Raw genomic sequence first — 14,913 nt, forward strand, 5'->3', positions numbered from 1 at the left:
GGCCGGGGATCCCACCCGTCGAGGTGATGCGGCCGGGCGAGGCCGACGCCATCGGAAAGCAACCTTCCTGCAAAATGCACCCGTGCCGCTTCCGTCGGCGCCGTGCTCCGTCCCCTACGACGAAAAAAAGGGATCGAAGATGACCACTGTGGGTGTGCGGCGCTCCCGCCGACTCGGCCGCGGCGGCATACGCCGCCTGGTTCCCCTCGCTGCCGGAGCCGCGGCAGGTGCCCTGCTTCTCTCCGCGTGCGGGTCGGGATCCGGCTCGGGCGGGACTTCCAAGTCGCTGACGTTCTGGATCTCCACGGTTCCGGGGCAGGACGCGGGCTGGAAGAAGATGGTGGCGCAGTACAAGAAGGAAACCGGCGTCAACGTCAAGCTCGTCAACATCCCCTACGACGGCTACACGACGAAGCTGCACAATGCCGCGCAGGCGAACTCCCTGCCCGACGTAGCGGCCGTGCCGGCGCTGGACCCGATCTGGTCGAGCAAGCTGATCGACCTCAGCTCCATCGCCAACAACAAGACCAACAAGATCAACGCCAACTTCCTCGCCAAGGACTCGTCCGGGAAGGTGCTGTCCATCCCCTCGGACGTCACCGCGTCCGGCCTGTTCATCAACAAGACGCTGTTCGAGAAGGCCGGCGTCGCCGTCCCGACCTCGCCCCAGAACACCTGGACCTGGACCGACTTCATCAAGGCGGCGGACACGGTCCGGGAGAAGACCGGCGCCAAGTACTCCCTGACGTTCGACCAGTCGCCGTCAAGGCTCCGTGCCATGGTGTACGAGATGGGCGGGCAGTACGTCCACGCGGACTCCTCCGGCAAGTTCTCGGTGGACGCGGCGACCAAGAAGGCCGTGAACTACTTCGTCGGACTGAACGACGACAAGACCATGCCGAAGTCGGTGTGGACCAGCGGCGCCGACCCGTCGGCCATGTTCCAGAGCGGTGACGTGGTCGCCTTCTGGTCCGGCGTGTGGCAGGTTCCCGCCTTCGCGGAGAGCATCAAGAAGTTCGAGTGGGCGAGCGTCCCCACTCCCGCCCAGCCGGTGCAGGCCAGCGACGTCAACAGCGGCGGCATGACGGTGGGCTTCAACAACAACGGCGACGCGGCCACCGCCGCGACGAAGTTCCTGTCCTGGCTGTACGAGCCGGCCCATTACCAGGCGCTGTGTGAGGCGTCCGGGTTCCTGCCGGTCGAGAGCGGTCTGAACCCGAAGTACCCCTTCGCCTCCGAGGCGGCGCAGGCGGCGTTCAAGCTGTACAACGAGTCGATCCCGCTCTACGCCCCGATCTCCGGCTACTTCAACAGCGCGCAGACGAACTGGGTGCTGAAGGGCAAGAGCCTCACCGAGGACCCGACCAAGACGGAGCTCGGCAAGGCGATCAACGGCCAGCAGTCGGCCGACAAGGCCCTGGAGAACATCGTGGCCGGCTACAACCAGCAGGTCGGCGGCTGATCGTAGGCCCGAAGGCCGGGCGGCGGGGTCGAGACACCGCCGCCCGGCCCGGGCGCCCACACAGTGTCGGGCTCATGGGGTGAGCCCACAGGAATCCATTCCACCAGCACGGAGTCAGGAAGATGACAAAACGCGCCTCGGACGTGTCCGTGAGCCCGCCCAGGAGACGCAGTAAGTACACCATCGCGCCGCTCGTGCTCATCGCGGCCAATGTGGTGCTCTTCTCGCTGTTCTTCGTCTGGCCGGCGGTGATCGGGCTCGTCTACTCCTTCACGAACTACACGGGTGTGGGGGCGTTCCAGTTCGTCGGACTGGACAACTACCAGAACCTCTTCGGCGACTCCGTCTTCTACGACGCGCTGGCTCGGACGCTGCTGTACACCGTGCTCGTCGTTCCGCTGAACTTCGTGCTCTCGCTGCTCATCGCGAACCTGGTGGTGAGCAAGCAGGCCAAGGGCGCGTCGGTCGCCCGTGTCGTCTTCTTCATCCCGTGGCTCATCTCGCCCATCGTCGTGGGTGTCCTGTGGCGGTGGCTGTTCGGTGAGAACTTCGGACTGATCAACTACGTCATCGAGAAGCTCGGCGGGAACGCGATCCCGTGGCAGTCGAACGCGGACCTGTCGCTGGGCGTGGTCGTGATGGCGGGCGCCTGGTGGGGAACGGCCTTCTCGATGCTGTTGTTCATCGCGGCGATCAAGAACGTACCGGTGTCGTACTACGAGGCGGCCTCGCTCGACGGCGCGGGCCCCTGGCGCCAGTTCATCAGCATCACACTGCCGAGCATCGCGCCCACCTCCTTCATCGTGATCCTGCTCAACACGATCAACGCGATGAAGGAATACCCGCTCTTCCTCGCCCTCAACAACGGCGGACCGGGAACGTCGAACAACCTGCTTGTCCAGTACATCTACCAGACCGGCTTCAAAACGGGCCAGATCGGCTACGCGAGCGCCGCGTCGTTCGTGCTCATGCTCATCCTGATGGCCGTCGCGATCATCCAGCTGATCGTCAACCGGCGGATGGAGAACCGATGACAACCACAGACACGCCGCGTCCGGTCAAAGCCGATTCCGTACGGGCCCTTTCCAAGAGGCGGCCCCGCGGCGGGGGCGGCGGTGGGCTTCGGCGCGCGGTACCCGCGACGACACTGCTGTGGATCCTGGCGTGCCTCTACGGGCTGCCGGTGCTGTGGTTCGTACTCAGCTCCTTCAAACCGGCGGGAGACCTGTTCTCCCTTCCGCTGACGGTGCTTCCGCACGACCCCACCCTGTCGGGCTACAAGGCAGCGTGGGACAGCGCCAACTTCTCCCAGTACTTCATCAACACGACCATCGTGTGCGTGATCACGACGATCCTCACGGTGGGGGCCAGCTGCTGCACCGGGTACGCGCTGGCCAAGTACGACAACAAGTGGCTCAAGGTCTTCTTCATCGGCATCCTGGCCACCACGATGCTGCCGTCCGAGGTCATGCTCGCCCCGGAGTTCCTGGTGGTCCGCGACCTCGGCCTCTACAACTCGTTCAGCGGCATCATCCTCCCGGCCGTGCTCACCGCGACCGGATGCTTCATGTTCCGCCAGTTCTTCCTGACGGTCCCCGACGAGCTCGTCGAGGCCGCCCGTATCGACGGCGCCCGCGAACTGTCGATCTTCCTGCGGATCATGGTGCCGATCTCCCGGCCCATCATGCTGACCCTCGCGATCCTGTCGTTCCAGTGGCGGTGGAACGACTACATCTGGCCGCTGCTGATGCTCAACGACCCCGACAAGTTCACCGTGCAGATCGGCATCCAGAGCCTCGTCGGGGCGCAGAACATCAACTGGTCGGTGCTGCTCGGCGGATCGGTCATCTCCATGATCCCGCTGATCCTCGTCTTCCTGGTGTTCCAGCGTTACGTCATGAGCGCCGACATCAATGCCGGACTGAAGGACTGACCTTGCCCACCCCGCTCGACCACGAGTTCGTCCGCGCGGCGGCCCGCGCCGCCGACCGGCAGGCCGCCCCGCCGGCGGCCTGCCCGGACGAGGCACCCGCCGGTGTGACCCACCGTGCTCTGGCACGTCGGGTGAAGACCCTGGTCGCGGCATTCCGTTCCCCGGACTCGGCACTGCACGGCAGCGGGCAGGCCGTCGCCGCCGCGATGACCCACCTCCGCGCCCTGCGGGCCGCGCAGACCACCACCGGCCTCTTCGCCGGCGGCGACAACGTGCAGTCACCGCCGGACTCCGCCTTCACGGTCAACGACGTGTGCGACGCGCACGTCCTCGCCGCCGGCGCGGGGCCGGACCTGCGCGACGTCACGGCCACGCTCGCCGAGATCGCCGGCGCCGTCTCCGGCAGTCTCCTGACGGGCGGGGTGCACACCCCGAACCACCGCTGGGAGCTGTCGGCGGCACTGGCCCGGCTGCACCGGTCGTTCCCCGACGACCGGCTGCTCGACCGCGTCGAGGAGTGGCTCTCCGAGGGCGTCGACATCGACGCGGAGGGCATGTACTCGGAACGCAGCGCCAACTACGCGGCCCACGTCTCCAACCCGTCGCTGCTCCTGCTGGCCGAGGTCCTAGGCCGCGCCGACCTGTTGGACGCCGTCGAACGCAATCTCGCCACCACCCTGGACCTCATCAGGCCGGACGGCACGGTGGAGACCGTCCACTCGCGACGACAGGACCAGAACCACCCGTTCCCGCTGGCGCCCTACCTGCCGCACTACCGGCTGCTCGCGATCCGCACCGGCCGGGGCGACTTCAGCCGGGCGGCCCGCCTGGCGGCCGCTTCCGGCATCGACGACCCCGACCTGCTCGCCCAGACCCTCCTCACCCCGGACCTGTGCCACGCGCTGCCGGCTCCGGCCGTGGAGACACTGCCCCGCGACCGGTACCTCACCACCGCCCGCCTCGCCGCACGCGCCTCCACCACCGCGCACACGGTGGTCTACGGCGGCTCCGACGTGCCCGAGCACCGGCGCATCCGCTCGGGCCTCGCCTGCAACCCCACCTTCCTGCGTCTGTTCGCCGGCGACGCAGTCCTCGACGCGGTTCGTCTCTCACGGGGATTCTTCGACCTGGGCCCGTTCCGCGCCGCCGGCATGCAACGCCTCGCCGACAGCCGCTACCGGCTCACCGAAACCCTCTCGGCCGCCTACTACCAGCCGCTCCGGCCGGACCAGCGGCGGGACGACGGCGCCTACCGGATGACGGACGAGGGACGCTTCTCGGCCGCGATGGCCTTCCCGGACCGGCCTCGGGACGAGGTCTCCCACACGACCCGCGTCGAGGTGGACCTCCGGGAGGACGGTGCCGACCTGCGGATCCACATCAGCGGACCACGGGTGCCCTGGGCCCTCGAACTGACCTTCCGGCCGGGCGGAGTGCCGGACGGCGCCGTACCGATCGGCGACGGGCGCTGGTGCCTGACGACCGGGCCGATGACCTACCGGGTCGGTGACGACGAGATCGAGGTCGAGGTCGGCGTCCAGGCCGGCGAACCGCTTGCCGGGCCGGAACACCGCGACGTACTGCGGTACGACCCGGGGCAGGACTACACCGTGGTGGGCGGCACCGATGCGACGACCGGGAACCGCGTCTACATCGGTGGACACGGCCCGCACACACTGACCGTCGCACTGCGCGCCCGCCGGCCCGCACCTGTCGGGTAACCCAGACAACCCAGGCCATGGCCACCTCAGGCATGAAGGGCTGATCCAGTGCACCTCCCGCACCCTCCTGCGCACCTCCTCCACCAGCGCGGCCCGCTGCACGACCTGCCCGACACCCCGCAGGCGTACGACGCCGTCCTCGCCGACGTCACCGAACAGGCCCTGGCCCGGCTGACGCCGGAGGGCAGCCTCGAGCACCCCGACTGTGTCGACGACATCGGCGACACCTCCCTCGGCATCACCTCCCTGCTGGCCCTGGCCTGGCAGCGCGGCAAGGACCCGCGGCTGCCGGAGGCGGTCCGCCGCAGCCTCGCCTTCCACCTGCGCGAGCGGGTCTACCGGGACGACAACCCCGGCTACCCGAACCTGAGGGTGCGCGGCTCCGGCCTGCCGTACGCCCGGTACACCCTGGCGGCCGGCGCCCACCCCATCGGCGACTGGCCGAGCACCGCGTGGGCGCTGCTCCAGGCGGTGAACCTCCTCGACACGGCGGACGGTCTGGTCGACGACGAGCAGCGGGCGGAACTGCTGGAGGTGGCCCGGGGCTACTGGAGCTGGCTCACCGAGGCGACCTTCTTCAACCCCCAGGAGGCGGGCAACCAGGCCATCGGCTGCGTGGTCGGCGGCCTGATGCTGGCCCGCCGTCTGCCCTCCGGCGAGGGGGAGCGGGTCCGCTCGCGCGCGCTGGAGCTGTACGACGGCAAGATCCGCGCCCACCGGGTCGCCGACCGGGGTGCCCTGCTGCCCCCCGAGCACGGCGGCGCCTACGACAACAACTACGGCCCGATCTCCCTCTCCTTCCTCGCCCAGGCCCACCGGGTCAGCGGCGAGCAGGTCTTCGCCGAGGACGGCGAGGCGCTCGCCCGCTACCTCGACGCCCGCCTCACCGGCGGCGGCTTCGACAACGGCGGCCCTCGCTACAGCGAGCAGCACTCCGCCTTCGAGTCCGTCCTCGGCCTGCGCTACTTCGGCGCCCGCATCGGCGCCGACCTGGGCCGCTACCGGGGCGACAGCCGCTGGGCACGGCACGCGGCCAAGGCGGACGGCGGCGTCGACGGTCACTTCGCGTGGATGCTGGTCTGGCAGATCCAGGACACCACGCGCTGGCACCGCGAGCCGTCCACCGGATCCGCACGGCACCAGCTGCGCTCCGGCGCGGTCTCGGTGGCCTTCGACGACCGGATGACCCCGGCGGTCGTCGAGGCGGCCGGTACCTACTACCTGCCCGCCGCCGTCAACCGCCAGCACGGCTTCGGCCCCGTCACCGACGGCTTCCTGCTGTGCCGGCCGATGGGCGAGGTCCGGGTCCGCGACGCCCGCGCCGACGGCCTGACGGCCAAGCTGGTCACCAAGCCGGTCGTCGGCCGCGACCACGTCCTGCGCAGCGTGCGCTCCCTGTACGTCACCGACGGCACCACCCTGTGGACGACGGTCGCCGTGGAGCGCCTCGACGGCACGCCGTACCTGCTGGCCGGCCTGCCGTACGCCGAGGACGACGGCGACCGGGTCCGGCGCACCGCGCACGGCGCCGTCTCCTCGCCGGGCGGCCTGCGCCTCACGCACCCCGAGGCGCAGGGCGCCGAACACTTCGACGCCCGCGCCGAACTCACCCAGGAGCAGGCCGCCTTCGCGCTCGCCGCCGACCCGCGCGGCTACGGCAACCCCGACGAGGGCTGGCGCCACCTGGTCAGCTCGACGGCACTGGAGGCGGGACCGCTCCCGGACGCGCCGGACGACCTGAACGTGTTCGCGGTGCGCCACGGCACCGAGGAGCCGTTCGGCGTGACGGTCGAGTGGCGCGAGGAGGGCCTCACCGTGCGTACGGAGGACTTCACGGCGGTCATCGGGGCCGACGACGCGCACGGCGAGCCGCAGCTCACCCTGCGGCGGACCGACCCCTGAGGCGCACGGAGCCCTGAGGCGCACGGCCGGGCGGCCGTGCGGCCCGGGCGGTTCACCGGGGTGTCCGCACCACCAGATCCGCCCGTGCCCGCGTCGTCGCCACCAGTTCGGCGTTGCGCTGGTCCGTCCCCCGCACCCAGGCCACCGCCTCGTCGTGCGGCTTGCCGAACTCCTCGTGCCGGGCGACCAGCCGGCGGATCCGCTCGTCCTCGTCGATCTCGCTGAACCACACCTCGTCCAGGGCGGCCCGCACCCGCGTCCACGCACCCGTGCCGAGGAGGAGGTAGTTGCCCTCCGTGACGATCAGCCGAGCCGTCGGCGGCACCGGCACGGCCCCCGCGACCGGCTGCTCCAGCTCCCGCTCGAAGCCCGGCGCGTAGACGAGGTCCTCGCCGTCCGTCTCCTCCCGCAGCCGGCGCAGCAGGGCCGCGTACCCGGCCGCGTCGAAGGTGTCGGGCGCCCCCTTGCGGTGCCGTCGGCCGAGGCGGTCCAGTTCGACGTCGGCGAGATGGAAGCCGTCCATCGGGACGTGCGCGACCCAGGGGTCCCCGGTGCCGTTCAGCTCCCGCACCAGACGCTCCGCGAGCGTCGTCTTGCCCGCGCCCGGACCGCCCGTGATGCCGAGGAGCGCGCGCCGGCGGCCGTCACCGGTGAGGGCACGGGCACGTATGAGCAGATCGTCGAAAGTGAGCACACAGCAGAGTGTCGCAGTCTCCTGGAAGGTGACCCGCAAGGTCGCAAGGAGAGGAGGACGACCGTGTCCGACGACGAGCGGCACATCCGCACCCTGATCACCCGCTGGGCCGACGCCGTCCACCGGGGCGACCTCGACACCGTCCTCGACCAGCACGCCGAGGACCTGGTGATGTACGACGTGCCGGCGCCCCACGAGGGCATCCGGGGCCTGGCCGCCTACCGGGCGACCTGGCCGCCCTTCTTCGTCTGGCAGGCCCAGGGCGCCTGCTTCGACATCGACTCCCTCGACGTCACCGCAGGTCACGACGTCGCCTACGCCCATGCCCTGTTGCGCTGCGGCACACCCGAGGAGCTCGCCGAGTGTCCGAGCCTGCGGCTGCGGCTCACCTTCGGCCTGCGCAAGGAGCACGGCCGCTGGCTCATCGCCCACGAGCACCACTCCTTCCCGCACGACTGACCGGATGTGGCGCGCGACACACCGGTGAGGGACCCGATGTGGGGGAACCAGGGCCGTATGACGTCGACGCTCGGTCTCCCCGAAACGATCCAGGCCTGTCTCTTCGACCTCGACGGGGTCGTCACCCGAACGGCCGTGGTGCACGCGGCCGCCTGGAAGGAGACCTTCGACGCGTTCCTGTACGCGCGCGGAGGCAAGGACTTCCGGCCGTTCGACGAGGCCCACGACTACGGCGAGTACGTCGACGGCCGCCCCCGCGCCGACGGCGTCCGCACCTTCCTCGCCTCCCGGGACATCGAACTGCCCGAAGGCGAACCCGGTGACCCGCCCGACGCGCGGACCGTCCACGGGCTGGGCAACCGCAAGAACGAGCTGCTCCTGGAGAAGATCCGCACCCAGGGCGTCCGGCCGTACGACGGCACCCTGCGCTACATAGCGGCGGCACGCGCGCGTGGCCTGCGGACGGCGATCGTCTCCTCCAGCGCCAACACCCGCGACGTGCTGCGCTCGATCGACGCCGAGCACCTCTTCGAGGTACGGATCGACGGCGTCGTGGCGGCCGAGCGGGACCTGCCGGGCAAGCCGCGCCCCGACACGTTCCTGGCCGCCGCCCGCGATCTCGGCGTCGAGCCGTCCAGGGCGGCCGTCTTCGAGGACGCGCTGGCCGGGATGGACGCGGGCCGCGCCGGGAACTTCGGGTACGTCGTCGGCGTCGACCGGGTCGGGCAGAGCGATGCGCTGTACACGCACGGCGCCGACATCGTGGTCAAGGACCTCGCGGACCTCGCGGAAGTCGGGGAACTCGGCGGCCTCCCGGGCGGCGCCGACGGGGGAGTGCGGGAGTGATCACGGACCGGTCCTACGCCGTCGAGCCCTGGTGTGTGCGCGAGACGCGGCTCGACCTCGACGTCCTGGCGCAGAGCGAGTCCGTGTTCGCGCTCTCCAACGGGCACGTCGGCTGGCGCGGCAACCTGGACGAGGGCGAGCCGCACGGCCTGCCCGGCGCCTACCTCAACGGCGTCCACGAACTGCACCCGCTGCCCTACGCCGAGGCCGGCTACGGCTACCCGGAGTCCGGGCAGACCGTCATCAACGTCACCAACGGCAAGATCCTGCGGCTGCTGGTCGACGACGAGCCGTTCGACCTGCGCTACGGGCGGCTCGTCGCGCACGAGCGGGTGCTCGACCTGCGGCGGGGCGTCCTGGAGCGGACCTGCGAGTGGACCTCGCCCGCCGGGTCCACGGTCCGGGTGCGCTCGACCCGGCTGGTCTCGCTCACCCAGCGGGCCGTGGCCGCCGTCGCCTACGAGGTGGAGGCCGTCGGCAGCAGCTCCCGGGTGGTGATCCAGTCCGAGCTGGTCACCAACGAGAGCCTGCCCGACCCGAACGGCGACCCGCGCGCGGCCCGTGCCCTGAAGTCGCCGCTGGAGCCGGAGGAGGACGTGGCCGTCGGCCGCCGGCTGCGGCTCGTCCACCGCACGAAACGCAGCGGGCTGCGGGTGGCCGTGGCCGCCGACCACGAGGTCACCGGCCCCGAGCGGACCACCGTCGACAGCGAGAGCAACGTCGACGTCGCCCGGCTCACCGTCACCTCCGTGCTGGAGCCGGGTGAGCGGCTGCGGGTGGAGAAACTCGTCGCGCACGGCTGGTCCGGCGCCCGCTCCCGGCCCGCGATGAGCGACCAGGTGGAGGCGGCCCTCGCGGCGGCCGGACACAGTGGCTGGGCGGGCCTCCTCGACGACCAGCGCGCCTACCTCGACGACTTCTGGTCCCGCGCGGACGTCGAGGTCGACGGCGACGAGGAGATCCAGCAGGCCGTCCGCTTCGCCCTCTTCCATGTGCTCCAGGCCGGTGCCCGCGCCGAGCAACGCGCCATCCCCGCCAAGGGGCTGACCGGGTCCGGCTACGACGGCCACGCCTTCTGGGACACCGAGACCTTCGTGCTGCCGCTGCTCACCTACACCGCGCCCGGCGCCGTCGCCGAGGCCCTGCGCTGGCGCCAGAACACCCTGCCCGCCGCCCGCGAACGGGCCGTCCAACTCGGCCTGCGCGGCGCCGCGTTCCCCTGGCGGACGATCGAGGGCTCGGAGGGCTCGGCGTACTGGCCGGCCGGGACCGCCGCCTTCCACGTCAACGCCGACATCGCCGACGCCGTGGTCCGGTACGTCACGGCGACCGGGGACAGGGACTTCGAAGCGGCCACCGGCGTCGAGCTGCTGGTGGAGACCGCCCGGCTGTGGCGCTCGCTCGGGCACCACGACGCGCACGGCACCTTCCACATCGACGGCGTCACAGGACCCGACGAGTACAGCGCGGTCGCCGACGACAACACCTACACCAACCTCATGGCCCGGGCGAACCTCCTCGCAGCCGCGGACGTCGTGGCACGGCACCCGGGCGAGGCCGCCCGGCTCGGCGTGGACGAGGAGGAGAGCGCGGCCTGGCGGGACGCGGCCGAAGCGGTGCACGTGCCCTACAACCACGAACTCGGTGTGCACGAACAGCACGCGGGCTTCACCCGCTACCAGCAGTGGGACTTCGCCGGCACCCGCCCCGACCAGTACCCCCTGCTGCTCAACTTCCCCTACTTCGACCTCTACCGCAAACAGGTCGTCAAGCAGGCCGACCTGGTCCTGGCGATGTACACCTGCGCGGACCACTTCGACGAGGAGCAGATCGCCCGCAACTTCGCCTACTACGAGCCGCTGACCGTCCGCGACTCCTCCCTCTCGGCCTGCTGTCAGGCGGTGATCGCCGCGCAGGCCGGCCATCTGGGACTGGCCTACGACTACACGACCGAGGCCGCGCTGATGGACCTGGCCGACCTGGAGCACAACACCCGCGACGGGCTGCACATCGCGTCCCTGGCGGGCACCTGGATGGCCCTGGTCGCCGGTTTCGGCGGGCTGCGCGGTGACAGCGAGGGCCTGCGGTTCGCACCCCGGCTGCCGGAGAGGTTCAGCCGTCTCGCCTTCAGCGTCCAACTCCTGGGCCGCCGCCTGCGAGTGGAGATCGGCCCGGACAAGGCCACGTACACCCTGCTGTCCGGCTCACCTCTGACGATCCGTCACCACGGCGCCGAGGTGCTGGTGAACGGCGACGGACCCGTCGTACGCGACGTACCGCCCGTGCCGGACCGGCCGACGCCCGGGCAGCCCCTGCACCGGGGGCCGAACACCCGCTGAGCACCGGGCCGGCGTCCGGCGGTGTGTTTCCCGGCCGCCGGGTGCTGGTAGGTAGTGGGGAGTCGGAGGCGGCGAGGGGGAGCGGCATGGCGGAGAGTGGGCACGACGGGCGGCTCGCGGACGAGTTCTTCACGGCGGGCGGCTCGTCCTTCAGTGACTTCCTGGCGGCACACCGCCCCGAACTGCTGCCGACGCGCAGCCCGTTCGCCGACGGGGTCCGCGCCGCCCCGGACAGCTTCCCGCACGGTACGACCGTGCTGGCCCTCATCTACCGCGACGGTGTGCTGATCGCCGGCGACCGCCGGGCCACGATGGGCAACCTCATCGCGCAGCGCGACCTGGAGAAGGTGCACCCGGCGGACGACCACACCGCCGTCGCCTTCGCCGGTACCGTCGGACTCGCCGTGGACATGGTGAAGCTGTACCAGGTCGAGCTCACGCACTTCGAGAAGGTCGAGGGCATCCCCATGACCCTCGGCGCGAAGGCGCGCAGACTGGCCACGATGATCCGGCAGAACCTCGGCCAGGCCATGCAGGGCCTCGCCGTCGTCCCGCTCCTCGCGGGCTACGACACGGCCGCCGCCCAGGGTGCCAGGGGCCGCATCTTCAGCTTCGACGTGGCGGGCGGCCTGTACGAGAAGGCGCCCTTCCACGCCGAGGGCTCCGGATCCCCGTACGCCCGCGGAGCGTTGAAGAAGCTGTACCGCGCCGACATGTCCCGGCGCGAGGCGGCGCTGGCCGCACTCCAGGCGCTGTACGACGCGGCAGACGACGACTCCGCGACCGGCGGCCCCGACATCGGCCGCCGTATCTTCCCGATCGTCTCGGTCATCACCGAGGAGGGCTTCGAGCGGCTGCCCGAGGCGGAGACGGAGCGACTCAGCCACGAGATGGTCGAGCGGCGCCGCGACAGGCCGGACGGCCCCCACGCCACCGAGCCGCACTCGTAGGGGACGACGCCGTGAGCCGGCCGGGCCCACGGGGGGAACGGGGCCTGGCCCGACCGGACTTCACTCGGGGTCCGGCAGGTTCATCGCGGCGAGCCTGGCCGAATCGATCACGATCGTGATGCCGGTGATCCGACCGTCGGCGACGGTGAAGGCCATGACCGAGAGCGGAGAGCCGTCCTCGCGCCAGGACACGAGCCCGGGAAGGCCGCCCACGAGCACCTCCCGCCCGCGCGCGGCCGCACCGGCGGACAGTTGCGCGCCGGCGGCGACCTGGGTGGCGCCGAGGGTGACGATCACGCCGTCGGCGGTGTCGACGGCCAGTCTCACCTCGGGGTCGAGCACGCGCAGCAGTCCTTCGAAGTCGCCGTGGCGGGCCGCCGTCAGAAAGGCATGGACGACCTCTCGCCGCTCCCGCCCGACGGTCGTCGTCCGTTCGGTGGCCTGCACCTTTCTGCGGGCGCGGCTGGCGAGCATCTTGGTGGCGGCGGTGGACTTGCCGAGGATCCGGCCGATCTCGTCGAACGGCACCGCGAACAGGTCGTGCAGCACGAACGCCAGCCGTTCGCCCGGCCCGAGCGACTCGAGAACGACGAGGAGCGCGAGGCCGACCGAGTCGGCGAGCACCGCGTCGTCCTCCGGCGCCGGGCCGTCGTCGACCGTCGTCACCATGAGCTCGGACAGCCCGTCGTCATAGGACGCCTCGGGGCGGGCCCGGCGCGATCGCAGGACGTCGAGGCTGATCCGGCCGACCACCGTGGTCAGCCAGCCGCCGAGGTTGTGGATGGTCGCCGGGTCCTGGCGGGAGAAGCGCAGCCAGGCCTCCTGGACCACGTCCTCCGCGTCGGCGTGCGATCCGAGCATGCGGTGGGCGACCGCGCGCAGCCGGTCGCGCTGGGCCTCGAACGCCTCCGCCGCCGGGTCTGTCGGTTCCGTCGGGCTGGTGTCGGACATGTTGTTACCTTCCCTGGCTCTGCTCCGTCATGGGGATGACGGGCCCGGAAGGGCACAGGTAACCGCCGAAGGAGCAGGACCGATGGAAGCACGTATGAACGGCCCGGCGAATCCCGACATGATCACCGCGATCCAGTACCTCATCAAGGCGATCCACTCAGGAGGTGTCGACCCGCGCCTGCTCGAACTGGTCCACCTGCGGGCCAGCCAGATCAACGGATGCAGCCCGTGTGTGTTCGCCGGTGTCGAGGCGGCGAAGAAGCACGGGGAGACCGATCAGCGGCTGCACGGCGTGGTCACCTGGCGCGAGACGCCCTTCTTCACCGACGAGGAGCGGGCGGCACTCGCGCTGACCGAGGCCGCGACCCGGATCCAGGACGGCGCGGCGGGTGTGACCGACGAGATCTGGGACGTCGTGGCCGACCACTTCAGCGAGGAGCAGCTGTCCGCGATCATCCTGGAGATCGCGATGACCAATTTCTTCAACCGGATCAACCACACCATCCGGGAGCAGGCCGGCAAGACCTGGTGAGCCGGGCGCGGGGTGGCGAGCCTGTCCCGCCGGACGTCAGTACTGCAACGCCACCGCCACGTCCCGGCCGAGCCGTTCGACCGCCGCGAGATCCAGGCCGTAGTGGACGTACCGCCCGTTGCGCTCCACCCGCACCAGCCCGAGATCGCGCAGCACCCGCAGATGGCGGGAGACCTGCGGGCGGGTCATCGACAGCCGGGCCGCCAGGTCGGCGGTGGTCATGGCCTGACGGGCGATCAGCCGGCAGAGCCGTACCCGGCGCGGGTCGGTGAGCGCCAGCATGCGGCTGCGGGCCGGCGTGACGCCCACGTCCGGCGCCTCCACCGGGAAGTGGACGACGGGCGGCAGGCCCGGCTCGTTCTTCACCAGCAGGTGCGGGGCGCCGTACAGCGTCGGGATGAGGACGAGCGGCGTGCGGGCCGGGCTGACCACCGCGTGGTGCACCTTGTCGAAGACGACCCGTTCGGGCCCGCCCGCCGCCTCGCCGGCGATCCGCGCGCCGGACGGGCTCAGCGAGACCAGCGCCGCCGCCGGCCCCTCGTCCGCCAGCCGCTGCCGTACCCGGTGTGCCGCGCGGGCGAGGACCGGCTCGGTGTCCGCCCAGAGCGCGTCGAAGAAGACGCGCCGGCACAGCTCGACGAAGCCCGCGAGATCCGCGCGCAGCGCCTCCGGGTCCCGCAACAGGTCCTCCGCCAGCCGCAGATGCGGCTCCGCGAGCCCCGACGCGGCCTGCCGCAGCGCGGCCGCCTGGGTCCGGTCGCGCAGGACCCGGCCGAACGCGAAGCCGTGGTAGCCGCTCGCGCAGGTGTACGCGGTGAGCTCGGCGAACCGGTCCAGCGGCAGCGCGCCCGGCGACGACCCGTGGCCCGGTGGCGCGGAGGCGTCCAGGCCCGGGTAGAAGCCCCGCCAGCGCAGTGCCGTCCACAGCGGGGCGAAGCGGTGCAGCCCCGCCCGGAACTCGGGCGCCGCCGAGTCGGTCACCTGCCGCGCCCATGCCGTACGGCCGGCGTGGTGGCCGTGCTCGGTCAGGACGTGCAGACAGGCGGCCAGCTCCGCGAAGGGCGACACGGTGACGGTGAGGCGGCCGCGCACGGCACCGTCCAGGACGATCACGACCGACATGG

General features: G+C 71.2%; 13 protein-coding genes. 10 read left to right on the forward strand and 3 right to left on the reverse strand.

Features of this window, described 5'->3' with window-relative positions:
* Nucleotides 1-139 precede the first annotated feature (139 nt).
* The 5 genes from G9272_RS40380 to G9272_RS40400 all read left to right on the forward strand — a co-directional run bounded on the left by G9272_RS40380 (nt 140) and on the right by G9272_RS40400 (nt 7,018).
* Entirely contained in the window at nt 140-1,462 is a 1,323-nt protein-coding gene (locus G9272_RS40380; RefSeq protein WP_171401167.1) for an extracellular solute-binding protein, read from the forward strand.
* Nucleotides 1,463-1,584: 122 nt separating this feature from the next.
* Nucleotides 1,585-2,496: a carbohydrate ABC transporter permease gene (locus G9272_RS40385; protein ID WP_171401168.1), complete on the forward strand. Its 912-nt coding sequence runs from the start codon at nt 1,585-1,587 to the stop codon at nt 2,494-2,496.
* On the forward strand, nt 2,493-3,395 hold the full coding sequence (locus G9272_RS40390) for a carbohydrate ABC transporter permease (protein ID WP_171401169.1): 903 nt from the start codon (nt 2,493-2,495) through the stop codon (nt 3,393-3,395). The genes G9272_RS40385 and G9272_RS40390 overlap by 4 nt, the downstream gene beginning before the upstream one ends.
* A 2-nt stretch (nt 3,396-3,397) precedes the next feature.
* Nucleotides 3,398-5,116 (forward strand): hypothetical protein, encoded by a 1,719-nt coding sequence (locus G9272_RS40395; RefSeq protein ID WP_171401170.1) that lies wholly within the window; start codon nt 3,398-3,400, stop codon nt 5,114-5,116.
* 48 nt (nt 5,117-5,164) lie between these two features.
* Nucleotides 5,165-7,018 (forward strand): hypothetical protein, encoded by a 1,854-nt coding sequence (locus tag G9272_RS40400; RefSeq protein ID WP_171401171.1) that lies wholly within the window; start codon nt 5,165-5,167, stop codon nt 7,016-7,018.
* Between the two features lie 52 nt (nt 7,019-7,070).
* Here the strand turns inward: G9272_RS40400 and G9272_RS40405 are convergent, their stop codons facing one another.
* Nucleotides 7,071-7,712, reverse strand: a complete 642-nt coding sequence (locus tag G9272_RS40405; protein WP_171401172.1) for a nucleoside/nucleotide kinase family protein — start codon at nt 7,710-7,712, stop codon at nt 7,071-7,073.
* Between the two features lie 63 nt (nt 7,713-7,775).
* Here G9272_RS40405 and G9272_RS40410 point away from each other — a divergent pair, with 63 nt between their 5' ends.
* The 4 genes from G9272_RS40410 (at nt 7,776) to prcB (ending at nt 12,306) form a co-directional block, all read left to right on the forward strand.
* The gene (locus G9272_RS40410; RefSeq protein WP_171401173.1) at nt 7,776-8,171 is read left to right on the forward strand and encodes a YybH family protein; all 396 of its coding nucleotides are present in this window, start codon (nt 7,776-7,778) and stop codon (nt 8,169-8,171) included.
* 57 nt (nt 8,172-8,228) lie between these two features.
* Nucleotides 8,229-9,017: a beta-phosphoglucomutase family hydrolase gene (locus tag G9272_RS40415; RefSeq protein WP_171401174.1), complete on the forward strand. Its 789-nt coding sequence runs from the start codon at nt 8,229-8,231 to the stop codon at nt 9,015-9,017.
* Nucleotides 9,014-11,356 (forward strand): glycoside hydrolase family 65 protein, encoded by a 2,343-nt coding sequence (locus G9272_RS40420; RefSeq protein ID WP_171401175.1) that lies wholly within the window; start codon nt 9,014-9,016, stop codon nt 11,354-11,356. The genes G9272_RS40415 and G9272_RS40420 overlap by 4 nt, the downstream gene beginning before the upstream one ends.
* 86 nt (nt 11,357-11,442) lie before the next feature.
* Entirely contained in the window at nt 11,443-12,306 is an 864-nt protein-coding gene (gene prcB / locus G9272_RS40425) for a proteasome subunit beta (RefSeq protein WP_171401176.1), read from the forward strand.
* A 60-nt stretch (nt 12,307-12,366) separates the two neighbouring features.
* On the opposite strand, the gene G9272_RS40430 is transcribed toward prcB, so the two are convergent.
* The gene (locus G9272_RS40430; RefSeq protein WP_171401177.1) at nt 12,367-13,257 is read right to left on the reverse strand and encodes a sigma-70 family RNA polymerase sigma factor; all 891 of its coding nucleotides are present in this window, start codon (nt 13,255-13,257) and stop codon (nt 12,367-12,369) included.
* Nucleotides 13,258-13,339: 82 nt separating this feature from the next.
* Between G9272_RS40430 and G9272_RS40435 the strand changes: the two genes are divergently transcribed.
* Nucleotides 13,340-13,789, forward strand: coding sequence for a carboxymuconolactone decarboxylase family protein (locus G9272_RS40435; protein WP_171401178.1), 450 nt, complete (start codon nt 13,340-13,342; stop codon nt 13,787-13,789).
* Between the two features lie 36 nt (nt 13,790-13,825).
* Here G9272_RS40435 and G9272_RS40440 read toward each other — a convergent pair whose 3' ends face one another.
* Nucleotides 13,826-14,911, reverse strand: a complete 1,086-nt coding sequence (locus tag G9272_RS40440; RefSeq protein WP_171401179.1) for an ArsR/SmtB family transcription factor — start codon at nt 14,909-14,911, stop codon at nt 13,826-13,828.
* Nucleotides 14,912-14,913: the final 2 nt, after the last annotated feature.

Origin of the sequence: Streptomyces asoensis (assembly GCF_013085465.1) — a bacterium.
GTDB classification, from domain to species: Bacteria; Actinomycetota; Actinomycetes; order Streptomycetales; family Streptomycetaceae; genus Streptomyces; species Streptomyces cacaoi_A.